This is a genomic window from Vibrio sp. 661, from assembly GCF_033339315.1.
In the GTDB taxonomy this organism is placed as follows: domain Bacteria; phylum Pseudomonadota; class Gammaproteobacteria; order Enterobacterales; family Vibrionaceae; genus Vibrio; species Vibrio alginolyticus.
Map to the genome: position 1 here is coordinate 452,065 of NZ_JAWOUJ010000003.1, position 20,642 is coordinate 472,706.

The window sequence follows — 20,642 nt, forward strand, 5'->3', positions numbered from 1 at the left end:
ATCACAATGACAAAATGTAATGAAAATGAAATTTCAAACAAAACTGGTATTGATCACACTTTATGGGGCGTTAAATCATTTTGTTGCATAGCAATGCGTGATTTCAAGGACGAGAAAAACGTCTGATCGCATCAGGTGAATACGGTTAAAAAAAGCCCGATACACGAATGCCTCGGGCTATTAATGAGTGGGATCATTGGTTAGGTCAGTTATTTGATCTGTTTGGACTCAAAACGAAGTAATCTCAACGCATTCAATGTCACCAGTGCTGTTGCACCACTGTCAGCTAATACTGCAACCCACAACCCAGTAACCCCAAGTAAACTTGTCACTAAGAATACACCTTTCAAACCTAGCGCTAACGCGACATTCTGACGAATGTTACTTAGCGTCGCACGCGACAGTTCTATCATGGCAGGTAGCTCAATCAACCGGTTGTGTGTTAACGCCGCATCAGCAGTCTCGAGCGCAACATCCGTACCGCCTCCCATCGCAATACCAATGCTCGAAGCTTTCATGGCTGGAGCATCATTGATACCGTCTCCCACCATCGCAACGGTATGTTGTTGTGATAGTTTCTCGACGTAATGCACCTTGTCTGCAGGTAACAAACTCGCTTTATAATCCAAGCCTATTCTATTTGCCATTGCTTCTGCACTTCTCGGGTTGTCACCCGTTAGCATCACCGACGTGACCCCAAGTTCCTTCAACATTGCGATGGCTTGCTGGGCATCTGAGCGCAATGTATCTTGCCATGCGATCACGCCAATGACCTCGTCATCGTAACGAACAATGACAACCGTTTTACCTTGTTGTTCCAACGTAACCACTTGCTCTTTGGCTTCTTGAGAAAGTGGAAAGTCTGCCTTTGAAGGCGTGACCACTTGGACCATTTTTCCATCGACGTAACCAGTGACACCAGAGCCTACTTGCGCGGTTTTATCCAACGCTTCAGGAATAGTAAGCCCCTGCTCTTGCACTTTGGTAACTAAAGAAACCGCTAGAGGATGACTTGAACCAACCTCGATTGACGCAGTTAGGCTAAGTAACTTGTCTTCATCCATATCAAAAGCAAAGACGTCGGTCACTTCTGGTTTACCTTGCGTCAGTGTCCCAGTTTTATCAAATGCGACAGACTCAACCTTGCCAAGCAACTCAAGCGCCGCTCCACCTTTGATCAATGCGCCCCGCTTAGCCGCTGCCGCCAAGCCAGAAGTGATCGCCGCAGGCGTTGAAATGACTAATGCACATGGACAAGCAATCAACAGCAGGGCGAGTCCTCGATAGATCCACGTTTCCCACGGTTGGGCAAATAGTAATGGCGGCGTAACGATAACCATCAGAGACACCAACATCATTAGTGGCGTATACCAACGGCTAAATTTATCAAGAAAGCGTTCTAATGGTGCCTTACGGGATTCTGCTTCTTCAATCAAATGAAGAATTCGATCTATCGCATTCTCGCCCTGACGGGAAGTCACCTGTAAACGAACCACTTTATCGACAACCACAGCCCCGGCCATCACTTTGCCACCGGTTTGATGTTCAACGGGAACAGATTCTCCCGTTAACGCACTTTCGTCAAAACTCGCAAGCGCATCTTGCAAAACACCGTCGGCAGGCAAACGACCTCCGGGTGCGACTTCTATGATATCCCCTGGTTTAAGCTGCGCAGCTGGTACTTCTTTGCGTTCACCATCAATAATTAAAATTGAATTTTCTGGGACTAAGTCCATTAACGCCTGGACACCGCTTCGCGCGCGAGATGATGCATATGCTTCTAACTTTTCACCAATAAGGAAAAGCAATAACACCATTGCGGCTTCGGCGGTTTCACCTAAATATAAAGCGCCGAGCGCCGCTACACTCATTAACGTTTCAATCGCAAAAGGCGTACCGCTACGCGCCAACTTAAATGCTTTGAGCGCGATTGGGTATAAACCAAGTAAACACGTCAAAGTGAATAACCAAGCGCTTATTTGAGGGTCGATCTTAGAAATTACTGCCGCAGTAGCCATTGCACCAGCAATCGAGAGAATTTGGATGTTGTCTCTTATGACGCCAAGCCAGCCTTTCTTTGTAGTGCTTGGTTTTGGAGCATCAAGTGAAGAGAGCGGGAAACCCGTTTTTTGGGCTGTCTGCTCTATCGTAGCTATCAGCTCTAGACCATCAAAATCGACGACCAGTTTTTCTGTTGCAAACAAAACCTTGGCTTGGCTGACGCCTTGTAAAGACGTAATGGCTTTCTCAAGCTTTTGCGCACAAGATGGGCAATCCATACCTGACACAAGCCAAGCGTTCCGAACGGAGGAATTACTCTCCCTTGTGGGATCGTCTTCCTCGCCTGTGTCAACGCTGCAGCCTCCTCCACTACAGCAAGAGCTTTCAGAAACATCAACACTGGCCTGAGAGATATTGAGCGAAGATTTTACTGGCGCACAGCATGACTCGCTTGCACCAAGCGGCACCGCAGTTTTGATTTTGCTAGATTGGCAACCTTGATGTTTTGTACACATAATTTTTTCCTTATTGGTATCGGTGATTTACCTATTGCTAAGGATAAACCTTAGAGTAAGCTCCAAGGTCAAGATAAATTTGTACAGTTCGGCGATAGAAAATAAAAAAGACGCCGAAGCGTCTTTCCAAACCAGTTTAAAAGCAATATTCCGTAAAGTTTAAACAGAGAGGTTAAACGGGATGCTTAAAACACTCATTTAATGTCATTCCTATGGCACGCAGCACGTCTCTTCTTGTGATAACACCAACCAACTTACCTTTGCCATCCACCACTGGATACATTTTCGGCTTTCCAACTTTCATCATGTCAGCCAGTTCAATTACTGACATTTCTGGAGAAACAGATAAGACATCATCATGCATACACTCTTGTACCGTATGTGTATCTTGGCAGTGATAACTTGCTTTCACCAACTTATCTAATAAGTCTTGCTCCGATAAAAACCCAACCACTTTTTCATTTTCATCAATGACAGGGCCACCTAGTGTGACACTTTGCATTACTTTGTTTAAAGCTGCCGAAAGTGACATATCTTTCGTGAAAGTCACCGCTTGCAACGTCATGTAATCTTTTACTTTTAATGAATGCATTCTTATCTCCTTAAGGGCATTTTATTGCGGCCTTTAGATAAGTGTCGCCTAATTTCCTGATTTTACTAAATGGAAAGGAGTAATTTTATTTATAGGCACAGCCTATTGAACTAAAACAAAATTAACTCACCGAACAACATTCACTGTATTTCGTTAAACGCAAGATTCAGCCAGGCTGATTTTTCTAGGCAAAATACAACAAAGCCAGTCAAATAGACTGGCTTTGTTATTAAGTAATTGTTGCATTAGCTATGTTGGCGGCGCATGTTGTCTAAAATAATGCCAGTCGCCATCGCGACATTCAGTGATTCGGCACCGCCAAACGCCGGAATCGTGATCTTATCTGTCACGAATTTTGCTGCGGCTTCGCGCACACCATGAGATTCGCTGCCCATCAACAAAATACCTTCAGCAGCGAAATCCGTTTTATGAACGCTCTCTCCTTCCAAAAACGCGCCATATACTGGCAATTTGGCGTGTTCCAAGTAACTTGGCAAATCCACCAAACTCACTTGTACGCGGCCAAAGCTGCCCATGGTCGCACTGATCGTTTTAGGATTATAAGGATCAGCACAATCTGTACTCGCAATAATGTGCTTGATGCCATACCAGTCTGCAACACGAATAATCGTACCTAGATTACCAGGGTCGGATACACCATCTAGCGCAATCATCAAGCCTTTCGCTTGAGGCTCTTTTACACTCGGAATTTCAACCACAGCAATGGCCGCATTATTGCTCACAAGCGTGCTCGCTTTGGTCAATTCATCAAGCGATGCTTCAACACAATCAAAACGATTTAGCGTACCAGCATTTTGTTCGAGAAATGCCGCTGTTGCAAAAACCTGCTTCACCTTCAATGAACTACTTGCTAGCTCTAGTACGTTCTTTTCACCCTGAACTAGGAATAAGCCATGCGCTTTACGCTGTTTCTTTTGACCTAAAGCACGAAGCAGTTTTAATTGGTTTTTTGAAATCATTAAAGTATCCTAGGTGAAAATGGTTATTCGGCGAGTGTACCCTAAACAATCTTCACGAAAGTTCGGTATCGAGCGGATGAGATTATAAATTATACCTAAATAACCTCAAGAAGCTTGATCATCAGAAGACGTTGAACACCAAGCGTAGCCAAAATAAAAGAAGGCTCAAAAACGAAAAAAGCCCTGCGATAACGCAGGGCTTTCAAAGGGTGGGACCCCAGCCACATCCCGGCACACAAGTCACACGCTGCGGCTGCTTCCTTCCGGACCTGACCGAGTTCACGAGCTATTGTTGCGAGAGGACCAGAGCCCCATAATTCTTTTCGAGAGGTCTTGCCTCAATCGATGGGGCGATTATTCAGTATCAGCTCTCATAATGCAAGAGCAAAAACCTTGAATTTCATCATTTCATTACCGTTTGAACAAAACTCGATCAATTCATTCCTTTATGATGAAACCGTGCAGTCACGATAAGAGGAGTCGTGCCGTGAGGACTGCTTACTCATGTACATGTCTTCATCAGCCAAATGCATCGCTTGCTCTAAGCTCATGTGCCGTTCCCTTTTTGCAGAGAAACCAATAGAGATACTTATAGACTCCAAATCACTACATAATTTGCCTTTCACGTCGATTCTACTGAGCTCTCTCATTGCTCTAGTTAACTCGGCTTGCGTTGGATAACCCAGCAATATGAACTCATCCCCTCCAATTCGATAACATCTTCCCGACCAGACATAATGAATTTTTAGTGCCAGTAGTTGTAAAACTTCGTCCCCAGCGCGATGCCCATAAGTGTCATTGATTCGTTTGAAATGATTAATGTCTAAGTAAAGTATGGATAGATCTTTGTTTACTCCTTTTCGATACTTTACTTGCAACGCACGACGATTCCTTAACCCTGTTAAGTTGTCAGTGTTCGATTGACGGTAAAGATAAAGCGAAACACAAATAGCAAACAATAATACAAAGATAAACACAGCTTGTGTTTGCGTCGCTAATCGAATCTCATATTCAAGTGCGGTACGCCAATCTGGGCGTACATCGTACTGAGCAATGATCTTATCAACTTCTAACATCGCTATCGCTCGACTGAAGAAAGGCGCAAGCATGGCTCCTTTTTCATTCGCGACCAATCCAACAGAGAGTTGAGACTCATAAAACTCGCCAATAGCGGTATCCTGCTCTATCGGAACCAGTTCACTGAGACGTAAAAAATGATTGAGCATCGCCGTATCCATCGGAATGTAATCGACTTCTTCATTTAATAGCCCCTGAATGAGTTCTTGTTGGGTACGATAACGTTTGAGTTCTTTTAGCGGTAACAGTTGCGTCATCATTTGATCGAAAAAGTCATCCTTAACTACGCCAATCCGCTCAGATATCAACTGTGAAACATGAGAGTATGTGCTCGGTTTGTAACCTAAACGCTTGACCATCACCGATGCTGGCGCGTAATGGGACTTTGGAAAGTAGCTAAATGCGCGCCGCTCACGGCTGACCGTTAACGGCGCCAAAATTTCGAAATTACCTTGGATAAACTCATGGTACATAGAACCCCAGCTTTCACCAGGCTCACTAATGATCAAGCAGTTTAAAGCCAAGATCTCACAACTTCTCAGGACTACATCAGCCGTCATCCCTTCGACACTACCATCTGCGTTGTATACAACATATGGAAAGATAGATTCGAGCTTAATCCGTATTGGTTCATTAAAATCAAGGGGTAATAAACGAATAGAATCACGCAACGCTGCTCGCCTTAATTCAAATTGATACTGGGAAATTTCTTCGCGAAGCTGCTTTTGCACCGCTTCCCCGTGAATAAACGTAGCGAACGTGTCCAACTCCTCAAGATGATGATCTTTTTTACTGATGATGGATACGGGCTTTATCGAAATCTGATCATTGAGCATCTTGGCGTCAAACCCCTCCATCAGCATCGGCTTGAGCTGGTTAATGGCATCGACAACGCCGTCCACAGCACCTGAACGTAGCAGTGTTACTGCTTGTTCGTGACCTTGATAAGAGATCTGTTCTAGACCAGGGTAGTGTTGTTTAAGTAATTGGGCATAAACTGTATCTTTGGGGACGCCAACACGCGAAATATCACTCAACGTCGAATCTTTTAAGCCAAAGAGGTAGGTATATTCGATATTTGTTGGGCGGGAATAACTAAAACGTTGAGCACGTTCTTGTGTGTAAGTGATATTCGCAGCAAAGTCCGCTTCCCCATTCGCTACTGAATTTAGAATGGCATCAAAGCTGGAGTAGTTTACGTATTGAACGGTAAAGCCAAACTCCTTTGAAGCAGCATTGAAAAGAACACGAGTGACGACATCATCCGCTTCAGTCGCGACTTTATAATGAGCAATTAAAGGGGCTTCGGCTTTTACATTCAAACTCAAGAGGCAACATGCAAAAAGCAACAGTGTTCGAGCAAAAGCTGTCATGACAAACTTATCTTAAATCAACCGCTTATATTGTGGTTATTATTATTGGAAGTGTAGTAAATATGAAATGAAGAACATATACTAATCTCCATTTTGTTCCACAACCAATTCGATACTCTGCCGCACATGTCACTTTTTACCTGACTAAAAACTCATAATTCAGCCTGTTCATCGCTACTACGTAAAATATAGTCAGTCATCCAAGCCGTCCCTAACAAACAGATCCAAACCACGAAAACAGGGTTTGGCACATCCGTGGTCGGGCTGACGACTAAAGCGGCAAAACCCACAGTCGGCAATGTCCAACATAATAATTTGCTCCAACGAATGGTATGTTGAAGCTTCGCAAGTGCTTCCATTGACGCTAACATTCCCGTCAAACTTAACGCCATAAGAACGGCGTACGGTAGGCCTGCAATCCACAATGGGAGCAACAAAAACAACGGCCACCAGCTGTGTTTATTGGATGGCGTCCAATGCGCAGCCGACCACCACATCGCCATAACCGCAATGGTTTGAACCACTGTAACCCAAGCAGAACCATCCAGCTTACCGCCTTGCTGTGTGACCATAAGACCAACTTGCAGTGTAAGTACAATAAGACCAGCGGTGAGCAACACACCTAAAGAGCTTCTACGAGAAAATACCACCATTAAAAGTGGGAAAAGGATCAAAACACCAACCGACAAAGCAATTGGCTGCATTGAGAGTGTCGCACCAAAAGCCATCATCGCGCCCAGCAATACTAAGCCAGCGAACCCACCTTGTGGCAGAACCCACAGCGCGGGGATCATAAGTGCAAGAACGGGAATGTCACCCTCGCTCAAACTCATCGCCCGAACACAGACAACAGCGAGTAAGGTCGTAACGAAAAATTGAAGTGTCGATAAAATCATAGCGCCTCCTGGCTTCCCCACCTACTTGGTAACTCAACGGCAAAAACTGGGATTGAAAGTCGTTGAGAGGGTCTAGATTCAAGCTTAGCTTGCGTTTGCTTCATGCTGTTTAAGGCTCATCAACCAACGACACTAAAGAACAGAAAATGTAATTCTTCAAAGTGAGTCGCTGGCAACACAAGGGTTAAGAACCGTTAGCAATATACAAGTCCAATGGTTTACCATTCCTTAGTAACCCAAAATAGACACTTTTGAGTATGGACCAATTTTTAGCGCAAATCTTTGCTGTAATTCACCAAATTCCAAAAGGAAAAGTCTCCACCTATGGGGAAATTGCCAAAATGGCCGGTTATCCGGGCTATGCGAGACATGTTGGTAAAGCACTGGGCAACTTACCAGAAGGCAGTAAACTCCCCTGGTTTAGAGTGGTAAATAGCCAAGGAAAAATATCTTTAAAAGGCAGAGACTTAGAGCGACAAAAAAAGAAATTAGAAGCAGAAGGGATTGAAGTATCGGAAGTTGGCAAAACTTCACTTAAAAAATACAAATGGCAGCCTTAAGCTGCCATTTTTTGTTCTCAGTACGTCGTATTAACGTGTTCCAACTAGACGAATATCTAATTGGTGAGTTTGTGCTTCATCTGTAATAACACCGTTATGTGTGTCGCTGATAAAACGCAGCTTTCCATCTACCTCAATGCGAGCACGAACGCTGTAACGATGGTTTGGTTTGATTTCATTGCTGTCGTAACTCAACTCAAAAGAAAGAGGAACTTGCTTACCTTCTGTTTCGAATGTCTGTTTCGCCAACACTTTTGCTGGCGCATCCGCCAAGGACACATCTTCTAACGCAATAGTAACCACTGCGTTTGGTGGCAAGGCAATCCGCTCGCGATAAGCCACTGTACCTGTAATCGTCTTCATTGACGCTTCTGTAGATTCCATTTCTGTATTTTGAGAAGTTTGGCAACCCACTAACGCAGCCCCAAAGAGTAGAGAAGTAACAAGTAGTAGTGTTTTTTTCATATATTCCTCGAAAAGAGCATTAAACCGAGGCAATTATAGGTGTGGAATATAAAACTGTCTGCTTCCTGTCACTTTATTTGACAATAGTTTGACTGAGTTAGAATTTATCAAACAATTGATTTTGTTTCATAATTGGAACAATACTATTTCTAAGTTACTCAATAGTTCTTAACTATGCCACTTCACAAGAGTGAGGCTGTTGAGGTAACTTGGAATGAAAGACAACGGTGAGGAGACACAATGAGTAAACCACTACGAGAATTGCTCAGCCTACTACAACTCGAAAAATTAGAAGAAGGCTTGTTTCGTGGCCAAAGTGAAAACCTAGGTTTGCCTCAAGTTTATGGCGGTCAAGTAATTGGGCAAGCGCTTTCTGCTGCGCGCTACACCGTTGAAGAAACACGCACGGTACACTCCTTCCATAGCTATTTTTTGTACCCTGGCGATCCAGAAAAACCTATTATTTATGATGTAGAAAATCTGAGAGATGGCCGTAGCTTTAGCACTAGACGCGTAAAAGCAATTCAAAATGGACGCCCTATTTTTTACCTAACCGCATCCTACCATGGCGATCAACCTGGGTTTGATCATCAAAAAGAAATGCCAGATATCCCTGGTCCAGAAAACTTTGCCTCAGAGAGTGAGCTCGCAAGCCATATTGCAGAATTTCTACCCAAACGCTTACGCAAAACATTTTGCGGGGAAAAGCCAATCGAAACTCGCCCCGTTACGGTTATCAACCCTTTGAAGCCCAAAAAAGCAGAACCCAAACAGTACCTTTGGATTCGTGCTAATGGTGAAATGCCAGAGAATCAGCTAATTCACCAGTACCTTCTGGCCTACGCATCCGATTGGGGATTCCTTGTGACAGCAATGCATCCACATGAAGTCTCATTAATGACGCCTAACTTTCAAGTGGCCACCATTGACCACTCTATCTGGTTCCATCGCCCGTTTAAGATGGATGAATGGCTTCTATATGCGATAGAGAGCCCAACGGCGAGCAATACTCGTGGGTTGGTCCGTGGCGAAATATACAACCAGCAAGGTCACTTAGTGGCGACCGCCGTGCAAGAAGGGGTGATGCGCTACACGAAATAGCTCGTGTTCGCTAGACGAAAAAAGGAGTGCTGTTCCGCACTCCTTTTTTAATGGGTATCAAACGATGATTAATTTGGTTGATACTTCATGTTAACAACCGACCATTCATAAAGTGATTTCGGGTAACCATATTCGCCTTTCCCGTAAATGACATTTGGGTCGGCATAGAATCCACATTTATTCGTTGCTAAAAATTCACGCACCCCACGACGGTAAGTAATCACAGGTGCTACTAACTCATACTCTACCTTTTCCATCTTCGAGTCATCAATTATTAAGAACCGAGTCATACGAATCGTGCTGCCGTTGGTGCAGTACCCTGGGTCATCATAGTCAATTGCTTCAAAAGGCTTGAGATCATCTTCGAACAGCTCTGATGTACATCCATCAAATCGAGCTAAGTGTACCCACGCTCCTTTTATTAGAGTTTGGTCATCGTTACCCACCGGCTTGAATGCAAGTAGTGCAATCTTACCTTTGCCGTATAATTTCAATTCTTCGTCCGTTGGCTCACGCACTGAACGAACGTTCATCAAACCAAACTCACTTTCTTCTAAGTTAGAAAACTCACGTGCATTTAGCGTGCTAAACAATACTGTTTGTTCAGTTTCAAGCAATGTATATTGATCCGCAACACCTTCATCTGCAAAGCTTAGATACAGCTGGACTTTCTTACTTTCCAACGCTTTGTAATCTCGAGATTCTCCTTCCGAAACGTCGAGAGAAATCCAACGTCTTTTTACTGGTGGGAGGTCAAGTAACGTCAGCTCTTCCTTATCAACATCTAATGAAGCGACTCCTTTAATTGTTGAGCTGGATATTTGATAGCTGCGGTTTCCTATTGGTGTACCAAAATCTAGCTTAACCTTTTTAAATGGTTCAAATTCCACCTTCATTGTAGAAGTACTTAAACCAGGGTGCTTCGCTTTGTTAATAGTGCCATTTACGACGATTGTTTTAGCTTTGTAGTTGCGTCCAGTAAGAGTAACCTCTACTTGGTACTCGCCTGCGTGCAGGATTTTCAAACGCCCTGTATCAGGGGAAACTAACTCGACCACAGGATCTTTTTGGTTAATAAGGCGGTAACTTGCCTTCGCAGTCCCACCACTCATCACTGGTGAGATAACACTACCAGCGGAGAATTCTACCGTTGGGTAAGTAACCGATACAGGGTTTGTGCCTTGTTTAATCGTGACCGAGAAACCACTTTCACCCGGATCCACTTTGTCGTCCCCCGCATCCGAAACAATAATTTTTGTGCTACCCGCGTTAAGAATTTGCATGGCACCCGTTTGGCTGTTTAAGGAAACCACATCTGTTGCTGCGTTGTCTGCAAATCGGTACGTAACTTCCCCAACCGTACCAGAGATTTTCGGCGCAACAAATGTTTGGCCAACCTTCCAAATCTCTTCCACATCGGATTGAACTTCAATTCGGCTCGGCGCACTCAAAATTGTCACGTAGACTTTTTGATCAGGACCAACGGTATAATTCGCGCTCTCTTTTCTGCGCACAGTTAGCGTCGCTTTACCCGCTTTATACACATGGAGACGTCCTTCACTAAAACCACCGACAACATCTGGTGCGGTGTTATCTACAATCTCAATTTGCTCGTCAGCACTCAAACCAAAATCACGGTGAAGATCAAAACTGTATTTGTTGCTGTATACAACGTCATAATCGTGCGTTGCCATCGGTTGGCCTTCAGCCTTTGCAACTTTAATGACGACATTAAATTGAATAGGTTGGTAGAACTCCCCACCATCGTCTTCAAACTTAAGGCCGTACTCACCCGCAGTCACTACCTCCAACTTGCCGTCAGTCATTCGTAAGCCATTAGGTAAGCTGCTAACTAGATTTACGTTACCTTTTTGCCCTTTAAACGCCAGAGGGATTGAAAGATTTGGTTGATAGGTAAGCGGCATTTCAATGTCTTTTATAACAGGATGAGGCGCGCGATTAACTTCAAGATCAAAACGAGTTTTGCTTGCAGGATAATTACGCATATCATGCTCGTAAATTTCCACTTCAGCAGCACCAACACCTTTGATCAGTAATGCTTCACCATTTTCTGTTTTAGCAACAACGTCTTCACCACGAATGATTCTCAGCTCATAGTCACCGTAGGCGTTCGTCACCTTAGGGAAAATTCGTCCACCTTCCTCATAAGTTGTGACGATATCCGCTGCGCTGATTTCTTGACGCTTGCCTTGTTTTACATCCACAAAAAATTGCGCTGTTTGCTGTTTATCCAGAAACGCGTCGCTGTAAGTTGCTGTCGCTTCAACCGTTAATTGCCCAACATTATGAACAAGAAGCAAACCCGTTTCAGGGTCTAGCAACTCGGCCACCTTGCTGTCTGGTACGCTATTTATAATTTTGTAAGAAATACGTTGCGTTTGAGCTTTATCTAAACGCACTGGTTCTAACGTCAACCCTTCTCGATACTCGTCTTCAAGCAAAGCGAACTGTAATTGCCCCGGAGCTACTGCATGCAGTTTAACCGTAGCGCGAACTTGTTTCGGCAAGTAAAAGTCGTTACCTGAATCAGTAATCAGCACCGATGCCTGACCAACTGAACCTAATGAATATACCGACCCGTTCTCATCAACACGAATCAAGTTATGACCACTTTCTACCTCATAACTCAGTTCGCCTTTTTGGCCACGGACGATCAACGCTTTTCCTTCTGACTCAATCGCATTGAAATTCAGATCACTCACTGAAAGTTCAGTATTGATACCTCGCTCTACAGTCACAGAAAATCTTGCTTCAGAAGATTCATAAGCAGAGCTACTATCTGTAGCAAGAATAGTCGCCGTTCCTGGGCGCAGAATTTGTAGTATTCCTGAGTCATTAATTTTCACGACATTTGGCGGATTAGAATCAATGACTTGGTAAGATACCGACCCATGTACATTGCTCAGTTTTGCTTCAGTAACCGTTCCCACTCCTTCAAACTTCAATACCGTGTCTTCCACTTTTAATTGCGGACGGTTCTGCTTTGTTATCGTAGTTGGTGTCTTCGTATTGTTCGGCTTAGAGTCTCCCCCACCGCCACAGCCAGCAAGTAAAGCTGCGAGAAAAAGCAAATAGTAATTTCTGTTCATTTTTAGTAATACTTTGTTACATACAAGATGGGGCGATAATAATACGATGTTTTATTAATCACTATCCCCATTTTTGAGTACTTTATTACTTAAGTAATTGCTACTGTATTCATCCTAAAAACAAATACTCAAAAATATCGACCAAATTACATGAAAACACAAAAAGCAAACGTTTAAATCAAACTCTTCCATTAATTTAGTAAAAATTAATATTCAATAAAATAAAACATGAAAAAGAAAGAGAAAAAATTGCGTTATTTTTTCTTTCATTATGATGTACAGGATTAATGGGCTGTAAAAACAAATGGTTAATGAAAAATAGAAGAGAGAATAAATATCGTTTATATTTATAAAAATCTGATAGGAAATAGTTTTAAAAGCATAATCAAACTACCTTTTAACATTTAAAATACTAAAAGGTAGAATTAACATTAGATAGAATTCTTATAGGGCGAGTTATTTTAGGATTGGTAACTCTGTTGTGTATTTAATGGACTCCATAGCAAATGTTGAAGTCACATTAGATAGCCCTTTTACGCTATTAACTAACCGCTTATAGAATTCGTCAAAACACTTCATATCTTTGACTAGTACTTTCATCATGTAGTCATACTCGCCAGCCATACGATAAAACTCCATTACCTCAGGAAAGTCACTCACAGTTGTAACAAAATGGTGATACCAACCTTCGGAATGATCAATCGTTTTTAACTGAACAAATGCAATGAAAGATAGCTCGAGCTTTTCTGCACTTAACAACGCCACGCGTTTTTCGATGTAGCCCTCTTCTTCCAACCTTTTCAAGCGCTTCCAGCATGGTGTTGTAGTAAGATTGACTCGCTCAGCCACGTCATTTAATGACAAGGTGCTGTCGGTTTGTAGTAAAGCAAGCAGCTGCTTATCTATTCGATCTAAACTCATTTCTATAAAACCCATAAAATGTAGAAAACTTTTCTACAAAAATCTTTATTAAGAGTAACAATAGCAAAGTTTTTCTCGAAAATTATAGATAAATTATCCCTATCTAATACTTATCTATCGATTTCCCAAGGAGAGACGCCATGTGTACTGACCACAATTGGATCAACAATGCAGTGCGTAAAATTGAAGCAGACTTCCAACGTTCTGCTGATACTCATTTATTTAAACTTGAACTGCCTTCTCTTGATGGTATCGATATCTACCTAAAAGATGAGAGCACGCATCCAACAGGCTCTCTGAAACACCGATTGGCACGCTCGTTGTTTCTTTATGCGATTTGTAACGGATGGATTGGTCCTGAAACCACAGTGATTGAAGCGTCCTCAGGCAGCACTGCCGTTTCGGAAGCGTATTTTGCTCGCTTGCTTGGCTTACCGTTCATTGCTGTTATGCCGAAAACCACCGCACGTAAAAAGATTGAACAAATTGAGTTTTACGGTGGTAAAGCGCATCTTGTAGAGCGCTCAGATCAGATTTATGACGAGTCTCGACGCTTGGCTCAAGAGTTAAATGGTCACTACATGGATCAGTTTACTTATGCTGAACGTGCGACTGACTGGCGCGGTAACAACAACATCGCGAACTCTATCTTTAGCCAAATGGAGTTAGAGGATCACCCGATTCCTAGCTGGGTAGTGATGAGTCCTGGAACAGGGGGCACATCAGCAACCATTGGCCGTTTTATTCGTTACCAAAAATACGACACCAAGCTTTGCGTGGTAGACCCTGAAAACTCAGTGTTTTACGACGCTTTCCAGTCAGGAAATCACTCATTGAAAGGTGATACTGGCAGCAAAATTGAAGGTATCGGGCGACCACGTGTCGAACCAAGCTTTATTGCTGGTGTCATTGATGAAATGCGCAAAATTCCAGACGCAGCCAGTGTGGCAACTGCCCATTGGGTATCTCAGCTGATTGGGCGTAAAGTCGGCGCATCAACAGGCACCAATCTTTACGGTGTGCTGCAATTGGCTTGTGAGATGAAACAACGCGGTGAGAAGGGTTCTATCGTGACGCTTCTATGTGATTCTGGAGAGCGTTACCTAGATACGTATTATGACTTAACATGGGTAAAAGAGAACATCGGCGATATTCAACCTTACTTAGCTCAACTCGAAGTCATTCAAGCAAAAGGTTGCGTTGAGCCAGCTTGTTGCGGCTCAATTAACGCTTAACTTGCAAACTGGACTTTAAAAAACAGCCCAACTTCATACGGGCTGTTTTTATCGCTGGGTTTTACTTTTTCTGGCGCGCTTCAAACGCAGCCAATTGTTCTGGCGTTGCCGCTGGTTGATGATTTTGTTTCCATTCATCGTAAGTCATGCCGTAAACACGTTCGCGAGCGTCATCAATATCTAAATCCAAACCGAGATTTTCAGCCTCAGATTTATACCATTTGCTAAAGCAGTTGCGACAGAAGCCCGCAAGGATCATCAGGTCGATGTTTTGTACGTCTTTGTTGGCATCTAAATGCGCCAATAAACGGCGAAATGTCGCCGCGTCTAACTTATCTTGTTCTTCTTGAGTCAAGTTTTTGTATTTGAATTCAGCCACTTTCCTTTCCTTCTCTCTTATTTAACTAGCTTTCATCACCATATCTAGTTAGTCGGTAGTCATGAGTAAGAAGTATGCTTTAGCGCAACAATTCCCATTCTAAAATCACTACCTTTGATAAAAGCTGATATGATAATTACCATCCATCCTATTGATTAAATTAACATTTAAACAAATCATTACAACGGTCTTTTACCAAGGTTATCGTCTAGTTATGAAAAACGCCATTCTATTATTGTCTGCCTTGACCATTAGCGTGCCAACTTTAGCTGCTCAAGAACAAGCTCATCAATCTTATTTTTATCTGGGTACTGGTAACGTTGGTTTTGATACACCGTACTTCGGCTCGGATAGAGACAATGAGTGGTCAACACCACATATCACAGTTGGCTGGGGTTACCATGTAAACCAATACCTCGCGTTTGAAGGGGTTCTGCGCTATTCACAAAATGAACTTAAGAACGATGCTCTAAAAACTGACTTAGATCTTCACTATTACCAAGCAGGTATGTCTGCTGTTGTAACAAGTGATAACTTAGGCGATACGCCGCTGTCACTGTTTGGTCGCGTAACTGCGCTTGGCACTCAAGCCGAAATGTACGTACCAAACGAACAAAAAGTCACAGATGACTCAGGCGCACTATTCAACATCGGTGCTGGTGTCCATTGGGATATGAGTACAGATATCTGGCTACGCGCAGAGTACATTTATAATGTCGCGGATATGGGTTTTGAAGATTTTTACGACAGCTACGAAGGTGTACAAATCAGCCTAGGGAAACGCTTCTAATCGAACGCTTCCGAGCTAACTTTAAACCGATAAAGAGAAGCCGAGGTTATTACCTCGGCTTTTATGTTTTAACGTTTGATTTAAGGGTGCGCTATACGGCCCTTCGTATCATGGCTAATTGCTTTGTTTAACTCTGCTTCTACATGACCTGGTGCTTGTGTTTTCGCCGAAATCAATCGGTACATTGCCGGGATAACAAACAAGGTCACCAATGTCGCAAACCCCATCCCGAAAAAGATTACCGTACCCACGGCAATACGGCTCTCATAACCCGCCCCTGTCGATACTATCAACGGAATTGCGCCAGCAAGTGTGGTAAACGCAGTCATCAAGATTGGACGTAGACGTCGCGCAGCTGCATCAATGATCGCTTTTTCAAACTCAACGCCACGATCACGTAGCTGATTGGCAAATTCTACGATCAAAATACCGTTTTTCGTCACCATACCAATCAACATGATCATGCCGATCTGACTATAAATGTTCATACCTTGGCCCATAATAACCAAACCAAGAAAGCCACCAAATACACCCATCGGCACCGTAAACATGACCACTAACGGGTTTACGAAGCTTTCAAACTGAGCCGCCAACACAAGATACGCCACTAGCAGTGCCAATGCAAACACAACAGCAACACTCGCTTGGTTCTCTTTAAAGTCTTTCGACTCCCCCGAATAACTCACCGAAATGTCACCCGGTAAGTTGTCGATGGCTTCCTGGTCTAGGTAATTCAGCGCATCTCCTAATGTAAAACCTTCCGACAGGTTGGCAGTAATAGTGATGGACTTCTGTTTGTTGTAGTGAGAAAGACGAATAGAGGCCGCCACTTCTTCAATTTTTGTGACCGCATCTAACGTCACTAGCTGACCGCTATTCGTGCGCAGATAAATCTGACTTAAATCTGCAGCATTATTAAAGCTATTTTCATCACCGCGAAGATACACATCGTACTCTTCGCCACGCTCAACATAAGTCGTTTCGCTTTTACCACCGAGCATGATTTCTAGGGTGTCAGAAATGTCTTTAACACTGACTCCTAGCTCTGCGGCACGCTGTCGGTCAACTGTAACCAATAACTCAGGCGTTTTTTCCGAGTAATCTATCTCTGCTCCTTCCATCATTGGTGATTCTTCTGCTTTGTTCTTTAGCATTTCAGCCCAAACAACGAGCTCATCGTAATCAGAGCCGCCTAATACGAACTGAACTGGCTCACTCGAACCACCTTGGAAACCTGGCATAAATGGGAACACTCGAACATCTGGGATACCTGCCAATTCTTTCCGTACTTTGTTAAGGGCTTGCTGAGCCGTGATATCACGTTCGTTCCAATCTTCTAGAATCATGATCACAAAGCCTGTCTGGTCTCCTGCCTGGCCACCAAACGCTGGCGTTTGGATGCTGAATGACTTCAGATAACCTTGCCCTAGTAATGGCATCAATCGGTCTTCGACAATATCCATATTGGCTGACATACGATTGTATGACGTAGCATCTGCACCGCGCACAAACGCGAATATCACACCGCGATCTTCTTGTGGGGTCAGCTGGGCCGGTACCTGATTCATCAAGAAATAGCTACCGCCCAAACAAGCTAGAATCACCAGCGGAGCAGCCCAACGTACTTTTAATGCGCCTTTCAATAATGCGCGATAGCCACTCTCAAGCTTGCTAAACAAGCGATCAACCGCTTCATTGAATCGATTTGGTTTTACATTCGCTTTCAAAATCTGACTACCTAATACAGGAGTCAGCGTCAGGGCAATCAAAGAGGAGAATATGACCGACATAGCCAGCAATACAGAAAACTCTGTAAATAGTAGACCTACCATGCCATCCATAAAGGAGATCGGTAAGAACACCATCACCAGCACTAATGTTGTTGCTATAACAGCAAAACCAACCTCTCTTGTGCCTTTATATGCGGCGAGTAATGGCGATTCACCGCGTTCAATATGGTGGAAGATATTCTCTACAACCACAATTGCGTCATCAACCACCAAACCAATCGATAATATCAACGCCATCAAGGTGATCAAGTTGATAGAAAACCCAAAGTAGTACGCGGCAATGAACGACGAAATCAGAGAAACAGGTACAGTAACCGCAGGAATTAAGGTTGCACGAGCTTGGCCGATGAAAATGTACAATACCAAAATCACCAAGCCGCCCGTGATAAATAGCGTGCTGTACACCTCTTCGATTGAACGCTCGATAAACACTGTCGCGTCGTAATCTATCGCAAGACGTGTACCTTCTGGTAAGAACTTCTGGATGTTATCGACTTCAGACCTAACCAGCTTCGCTACTTCTAACGGGTTTGCGTCTGACTGCGGTACCACACCAAGACTGATGTTTACTACACCATCACTTTTGAAGGTTGAGTTTTCGTTTTCTGCACCAATGAAGACATCTGCTACATCTTTTAAATAGATAGGTGTATTGTCGCTTGCGCGTTTAATGACAAGATATTGAAAATCTTCAGGCGTGTTATAAGTACGAGCCGTACGCACGGACATTACTGTTGAGTCGTTGCGAACTTCACCACCTGGGCTTTCTAGGTTCTCACTTCGTAAAGCTGATGTAATGTCCGAAGCTGTAACTGAACGTCCAGCCATTAGTTCTGGCTTAAGCTTCACGTACATGACCTTGTACAAACCACCGGAGAGATCAATGGAGCTAACCCCAGAGATCAGGCTAAAGCGGTCCATCAATACACGTTCGGCATAATCGGTTAATTGAGTACGGTCCATCTCTGCAGAACTGAGATTGATGTAGAGCGACGCCTCTCCCGAGCCATTGTTCTTATAAACAATAGGGTCATCCGCTTCATCAGGTAGCGAGCGCTGAGCACGAGCTACGGCATCACGCACGTCGCTCACACCTGTGTTGAGATCGTAACCTAACTCAAACGTGATCGTGATACGCGACATGCTGTTACGAGTAGTGGAGCTAATTTCATCAACCCCACTGATCCCAGAAAGCTGGTCTTCCAAAACGGAGGTAATTTGGCTTTCAATAATAGTCGCCGATGCACCCTCATAACGCGTACTGATAGAAACGACTGGGCTTTCTATATCAGGCATTTCACGAACGGCTAATTTGGTGAATGACACAAAGCCAAACACACACAACAGCATGCTCAGAACCAACGCCGCGACAGGGCGTTTAACTGAAACGTCGGACAGTAACATTAGTTTTCTTCCTCATCCGATTCACTGTCATTGCGTGTCACATCCGTGGTGTTCGCTTTTAGTGGCGCGACAATTTCTTTCACTTCGACACCATCACGCATGTTAACAATGCCTTGAACCACAATCTTGTCACCAATCTCAACACCAGATTCGATCACCACCTCGTTGCCAACACGAGCACCTAGCGACACTTCTTGACGAGTAGCTTTGTTATTTTCATCAATTACATATACAAAACGTTTAGTTCCGGAGTATTCAAGTGCTTGAACAGGAATGATTGGCGCCTTAATAGCAGGAAATGCTAGTGAAGCGTTCATCAACATGCCCGGCTTCAATTGATTTTCTGGGTTATCAAACTCAATACGCACGCGAAGATTCAGTGTTTCGGCGCTGATCCGCGTATCAATACCTGTGACTTTACCAGTAAAGGTCTGGCTACCCCATGCACTGGTTTTAGCGATGACTTCCATACCAATAGAAAGCATCGATAAATAGCGCTCCGGTACTTGTAAATCCAGTTCCATGACGGAAAGATCATCCAACGTCAAAAGTTCAGTACCGGCACTGACCATTTTGCCGCGGCTAAAATCGATAAAACCAACAGTGCCAGAAAATGGGGCAGTAATATGGAGATCAGCTAAATTGGCTTGAGCAGCATCAAGCCTCGCTTGTGCTATTTCAACACTGGCTTTTTGTGCATCGATTTCAGTTTGAGTAATCGCATTCCGCTTAACCAAACGTTGGAACTCTTTTAACTTACGCTGTTCATCTTTAAGGTACGCCTTTGCCTCAATCAAAGCGGCTTGAGCCTTATCGTCATCTAACTTAATTAATAGCTGGTCTTGCTGGACATTTTGATTCGCTTTAACAGCGATTTGATTCACTTTGCCGGCGACTTCCGATGCGACAACCACAGACTCCGCTGCCTTTAATTTGCCGATAAGAGTTAAGGATTGATTGATCTCGTGCGTTTCTACTTGTTCAGTCACAACGGTAACCGCTGAGCCTCCTCGCATCGCAGCGCAAACCGATGGAGAACTCAGTAATATAGAAAGCGTTAAAACAGATAACGATAACGTGGCTTTCATGCTCATGATATTGACTTCTAAACGAATAAACTTATGTCATTAAACTGCTTACAGTTTATCAGTAGATACGGTGTTTAACGTCAAGTAGTGTAAATTCAAGTAAAAAGCGCGCTTCTCTTCTGTTCAAAGGACAAACAAAACGCTGACTTTCTACCATCTTTGCCCAAAAAGACAGCATTCAACGTAAAAACGTAAGAAAAACGCTTTACAGCCTGAGCGAGTTTGCTATGATTCGCTCCGCACTTGGGAGATGAGTTGGGAAAACATCTTACTAAGTATAAAAATCCTCTGGAGGGGTTCCCGAGTGGCCAAAGGGAGCAGACTGTAAATCTGCCGGCACTGCCTTCGATGGTTCGAATCCGTCC

At 43.6% G+C, this 20,642-nt stretch carries 15 protein-coding genes, 1 tRNA gene and 1 other RNA gene; 5 read left to right on the top strand and 12 right to left on the bottom strand.

What is annotated here, in order from left to right; translation table 11 throughout:
- Window positions 1–209 precede the first annotated feature (209 nt).
- The 6 genes from R7P69_RS10040 to R7P69_RS10065 all read right to left on the bottom strand — a co-directional run bounded on the left by R7P69_RS10040 (window position 210) and on the right by R7P69_RS10065 (window position 7,434).
- A complete protein-coding gene (locus tag R7P69_RS10040; protein ID WP_017820006.1) occupies window positions 210–2,516 on the bottom strand; it encodes a zinc/cadmium/mercury/lead-transporting ATPase in 2,307 nt (768 codons plus the stop codon).
- A gap of 172 nt (window positions 2,517–2,688) precedes the next feature.
- Complete coding sequence (locus R7P69_RS10045) at window positions 2,689–3,108, bottom strand: CBS domain-containing protein (protein WP_005378483.1); 420 nt, start codon at window positions 3,106–3,108, stop codon at window positions 2,689–2,691.
- 245 nt (window positions 3,109–3,353) lie between these two features.
- Entirely contained in the window at window positions 3,354–4,088 is a 735-nt protein-coding gene (locus tag R7P69_RS10050) for an RNA methyltransferase (protein WP_005378485.1), read from the bottom strand.
- A 212-nt stretch (window positions 4,089–4,300) separates the two neighbouring features.
- An RNA gene (ffs, locus tag R7P69_RS10055) (signal recognition particle sRNA small type) lies at window positions 4,301–4,397 on the bottom strand.
- Window positions 4,398–4,534: 137 nt separating this feature from the next.
- Window positions 4,535–6,538 (bottom strand): GGDEF domain-containing protein, encoded by a 2,004-nt coding sequence (locus R7P69_RS10060; RefSeq protein WP_238952250.1) that lies wholly within the window; start codon window positions 6,536–6,538, stop codon window positions 4,535–4,537.
- A gap of 152 nt (window positions 6,539–6,690) precedes the next feature.
- Complete coding sequence (locus R7P69_RS10065; RefSeq protein ID WP_005389942.1) at window positions 6,691–7,434, bottom strand: hypothetical protein; 744 nt, start codon at window positions 7,432–7,434, stop codon at window positions 6,691–6,693.
- 257 nt (window positions 7,435–7,691) lie between these two features.
- Here R7P69_RS10065 and R7P69_RS10070 point away from each other — a divergent pair, with 257 nt between their 5' ends.
- The gene (locus tag R7P69_RS10070) at window positions 7,692–7,994 is read left to right on the top strand and encodes a DNA base-flipping protein (RefSeq protein WP_005378570.1); all 303 of its coding nucleotides are present in this window, start codon (window positions 7,692–7,694) and stop codon (window positions 7,992–7,994) included.
- Window positions 7,995–8,024: 30 nt separating this feature from the next.
- On the opposite strand, the gene R7P69_RS10075 is transcribed toward R7P69_RS10070, so the two are convergent.
- Window positions 8,025–8,459 carry a YbaY family lipoprotein gene (locus R7P69_RS10075; RefSeq protein WP_005378572.1) on the bottom strand — a complete coding sequence of 145 codons (435 nt, stop codon included), beginning with the start codon at window positions 8,457–8,459 and terminating at the stop codon, window positions 8,025–8,027.
- Between the two features lie 240 nt (window positions 8,460–8,699).
- On the opposite strand from R7P69_RS10075, the gene tesB reads away from it, so the two are divergent.
- Window positions 8,700–9,560, top strand: a complete 861-nt coding sequence (gene tesB, locus R7P69_RS10080) for an acyl-CoA thioesterase II (protein ID WP_005378575.1) — start codon at window positions 8,700–8,702, stop codon at window positions 9,558–9,560.
- A 68-nt stretch (window positions 9,561–9,628) separates the two neighbouring features.
- On the opposite strand, the gene R7P69_RS10085 is transcribed toward tesB, so the two are convergent.
- Both R7P69_RS10085 and R7P69_RS10090 read right to left on the bottom strand, forming a co-directional pair.
- A complete protein-coding gene (locus R7P69_RS10085; RefSeq protein WP_238952249.1) occupies window positions 9,629–12,670 on the bottom strand; it encodes a cadherin repeat domain-containing protein in 3,042 nt (1,013 codons plus the stop codon).
- Window positions 12,671–13,126: 456 nt separating this feature from the next.
- The gene (locus R7P69_RS10090; RefSeq protein WP_025998626.1) at window positions 13,127–13,591 is read right to left on the bottom strand and encodes an Lrp/AsnC family transcriptional regulator; all 465 of its coding nucleotides are present in this window, start codon (window positions 13,589–13,591) and stop codon (window positions 13,127–13,129) included.
- 140 nt (window positions 13,592–13,731) lie between these two features.
- On the opposite strand from R7P69_RS10090, the gene R7P69_RS10095 reads away from it, so the two are divergent.
- Window positions 13,732–14,826: a PLP-dependent cysteine synthase family protein gene (locus R7P69_RS10095; protein WP_053303257.1), complete on the top strand. Its 1,095-nt coding sequence runs from the start codon at window positions 13,732–13,734 to the stop codon at window positions 14,824–14,826.
- Window positions 14,827–14,887: 61 nt separating this feature from the next.
- On the opposite strand, the gene R7P69_RS10100 is transcribed toward R7P69_RS10095, so the two are convergent.
- On the bottom strand, window positions 14,888–15,205 hold the full coding sequence (locus tag R7P69_RS10100) for a DUF1244 domain-containing protein (RefSeq protein WP_005378586.1): 318 nt from the start codon (window positions 15,203–15,205) through the stop codon (window positions 14,888–14,890).
- 214 nt (window positions 15,206–15,419) lie between these two features.
- On the opposite strand from R7P69_RS10100, the gene R7P69_RS10105 reads away from it, so the two are divergent.
- Entirely contained in the window at window positions 15,420–15,995 is a 576-nt protein-coding gene (locus R7P69_RS10105) for a porin family protein (protein ID WP_137281816.1), read from the top strand.
- Window positions 15,996–16,075: 80 nt separating this feature from the next.
- On the opposite strand, the gene vmeF is transcribed toward R7P69_RS10105, so the two are convergent.
- A complete protein-coding gene (gene vmeF / locus R7P69_RS10110; protein ID WP_017820001.1) occupies window positions 16,076–19,189 on the bottom strand; it encodes a multidrug efflux RND transporter permease subunit VmeF in 3,114 nt (1,037 codons plus the stop codon).
- Window positions 19,189–20,283 (bottom strand): efflux RND transporter periplasmic adaptor subunit, encoded by a 1,095-nt coding sequence (locus tag R7P69_RS10115; RefSeq protein WP_017820000.1) that lies wholly within the window; start codon window positions 20,281–20,283, stop codon window positions 19,189–19,191. The genes vmeF and R7P69_RS10115 overlap by 1 nt, the downstream gene beginning before the upstream one ends.
- Before the next feature lie 292 nt (window positions 20,284–20,575).
- On the opposite strand from R7P69_RS10115, the gene R7P69_RS10120 reads away from it, so the two are divergent.
- Window positions 20,576–20,642 (top strand) — tRNA-Tyr (locus R7P69_RS10120).

What these genes read in the sequence shown, in the direction of transcription:
- R7P69_RS10060 (WP_238952250.1), bottom strand. Translation starts at nt 6,538, where the DNA reads ATGACAGCTTTTGCTCGAACACTGTTGCTTTTTGCATGTTGCCTCTTG.
- R7P69_RS10115 (WP_017820000.1), bottom strand. Translation starts at nt 20,283, where the DNA reads ATGAGCATGAAAGCCACGTTATCGTTATCTGTTTTAACGCTTTCTATA.
- R7P69_RS10065 (WP_005389942.1), bottom strand. Translation starts at nt 7,434, where the DNA reads ATGATTTTATCGACACTTCAATTTTTCGTTACGACCTTACTCGCTGTT.
- R7P69_RS10075 (WP_005378572.1), bottom strand. Translation starts at nt 8,459, where the DNA reads ATGAAAAAAACACTACTACTTGTTACTTCTCTACTCTTTGGGGCTGCG.
- R7P69_RS10090 (WP_025998626.1), bottom strand. Translation starts at nt 13,591, where the DNA reads ATGAGTTTAGATCGAATAGATAAGCAGCTGCTTGCTTTACTACAAACC.
- tesB (WP_005378575.1), top strand. Translation starts at nt 8,700, where the DNA reads ATGAGTAAACCACTACGAGAATTGCTCAGCCTACTACAACTCGAAAAA.
- R7P69_RS10085 (WP_238952249.1), bottom strand. Translation starts at nt 12,670, where the DNA reads ATGAACAGAAATTACTATTTGCTTTTTCTCGCAGCTTTACTTGCTGGC.
- vmeF (WP_017820001.1), bottom strand. Translation starts at nt 19,189, where the DNA reads ATGTTACTGTCCGACGTTTCAGTTAAACGCCCTGTCGCGGCGTTGGTT.
- R7P69_RS10070 (WP_005378570.1), top strand. Translation starts at nt 7,692, where the DNA reads ATGGACCAATTTTTAGCGCAAATCTTTGCTGTAATTCACCAAATTCCA.
- R7P69_RS10040 (WP_017820006.1), bottom strand. Translation starts at nt 2,516, where the DNA reads ATGTGTACAAAACATCAAGGTTGCCAATCTAGCAAAATCAAAACTGCG.
- R7P69_RS10050 (WP_005378485.1), bottom strand. Translation starts at nt 4,088, where the DNA reads ATGATTTCAAAAAACCAATTAAAACTGCTTCGTGCTTTAGGTCAAAAG.
- R7P69_RS10105 (WP_137281816.1), top strand. Translation starts at nt 15,420, where the DNA reads ATGAAAAACGCCATTCTATTATTGTCTGCCTTGACCATTAGCGTGCCA.
- R7P69_RS10045 (WP_005378483.1), bottom strand. Translation starts at nt 3,108, where the DNA reads ATGCATTCATTAAAAGTAAAAGATTACATGACGTTGCAAGCGGTGACT.
- R7P69_RS10095 (WP_053303257.1), top strand. Translation starts at nt 13,732, where the DNA reads ATGTGTACTGACCACAATTGGATCAACAATGCAGTGCGTAAAATTGAA.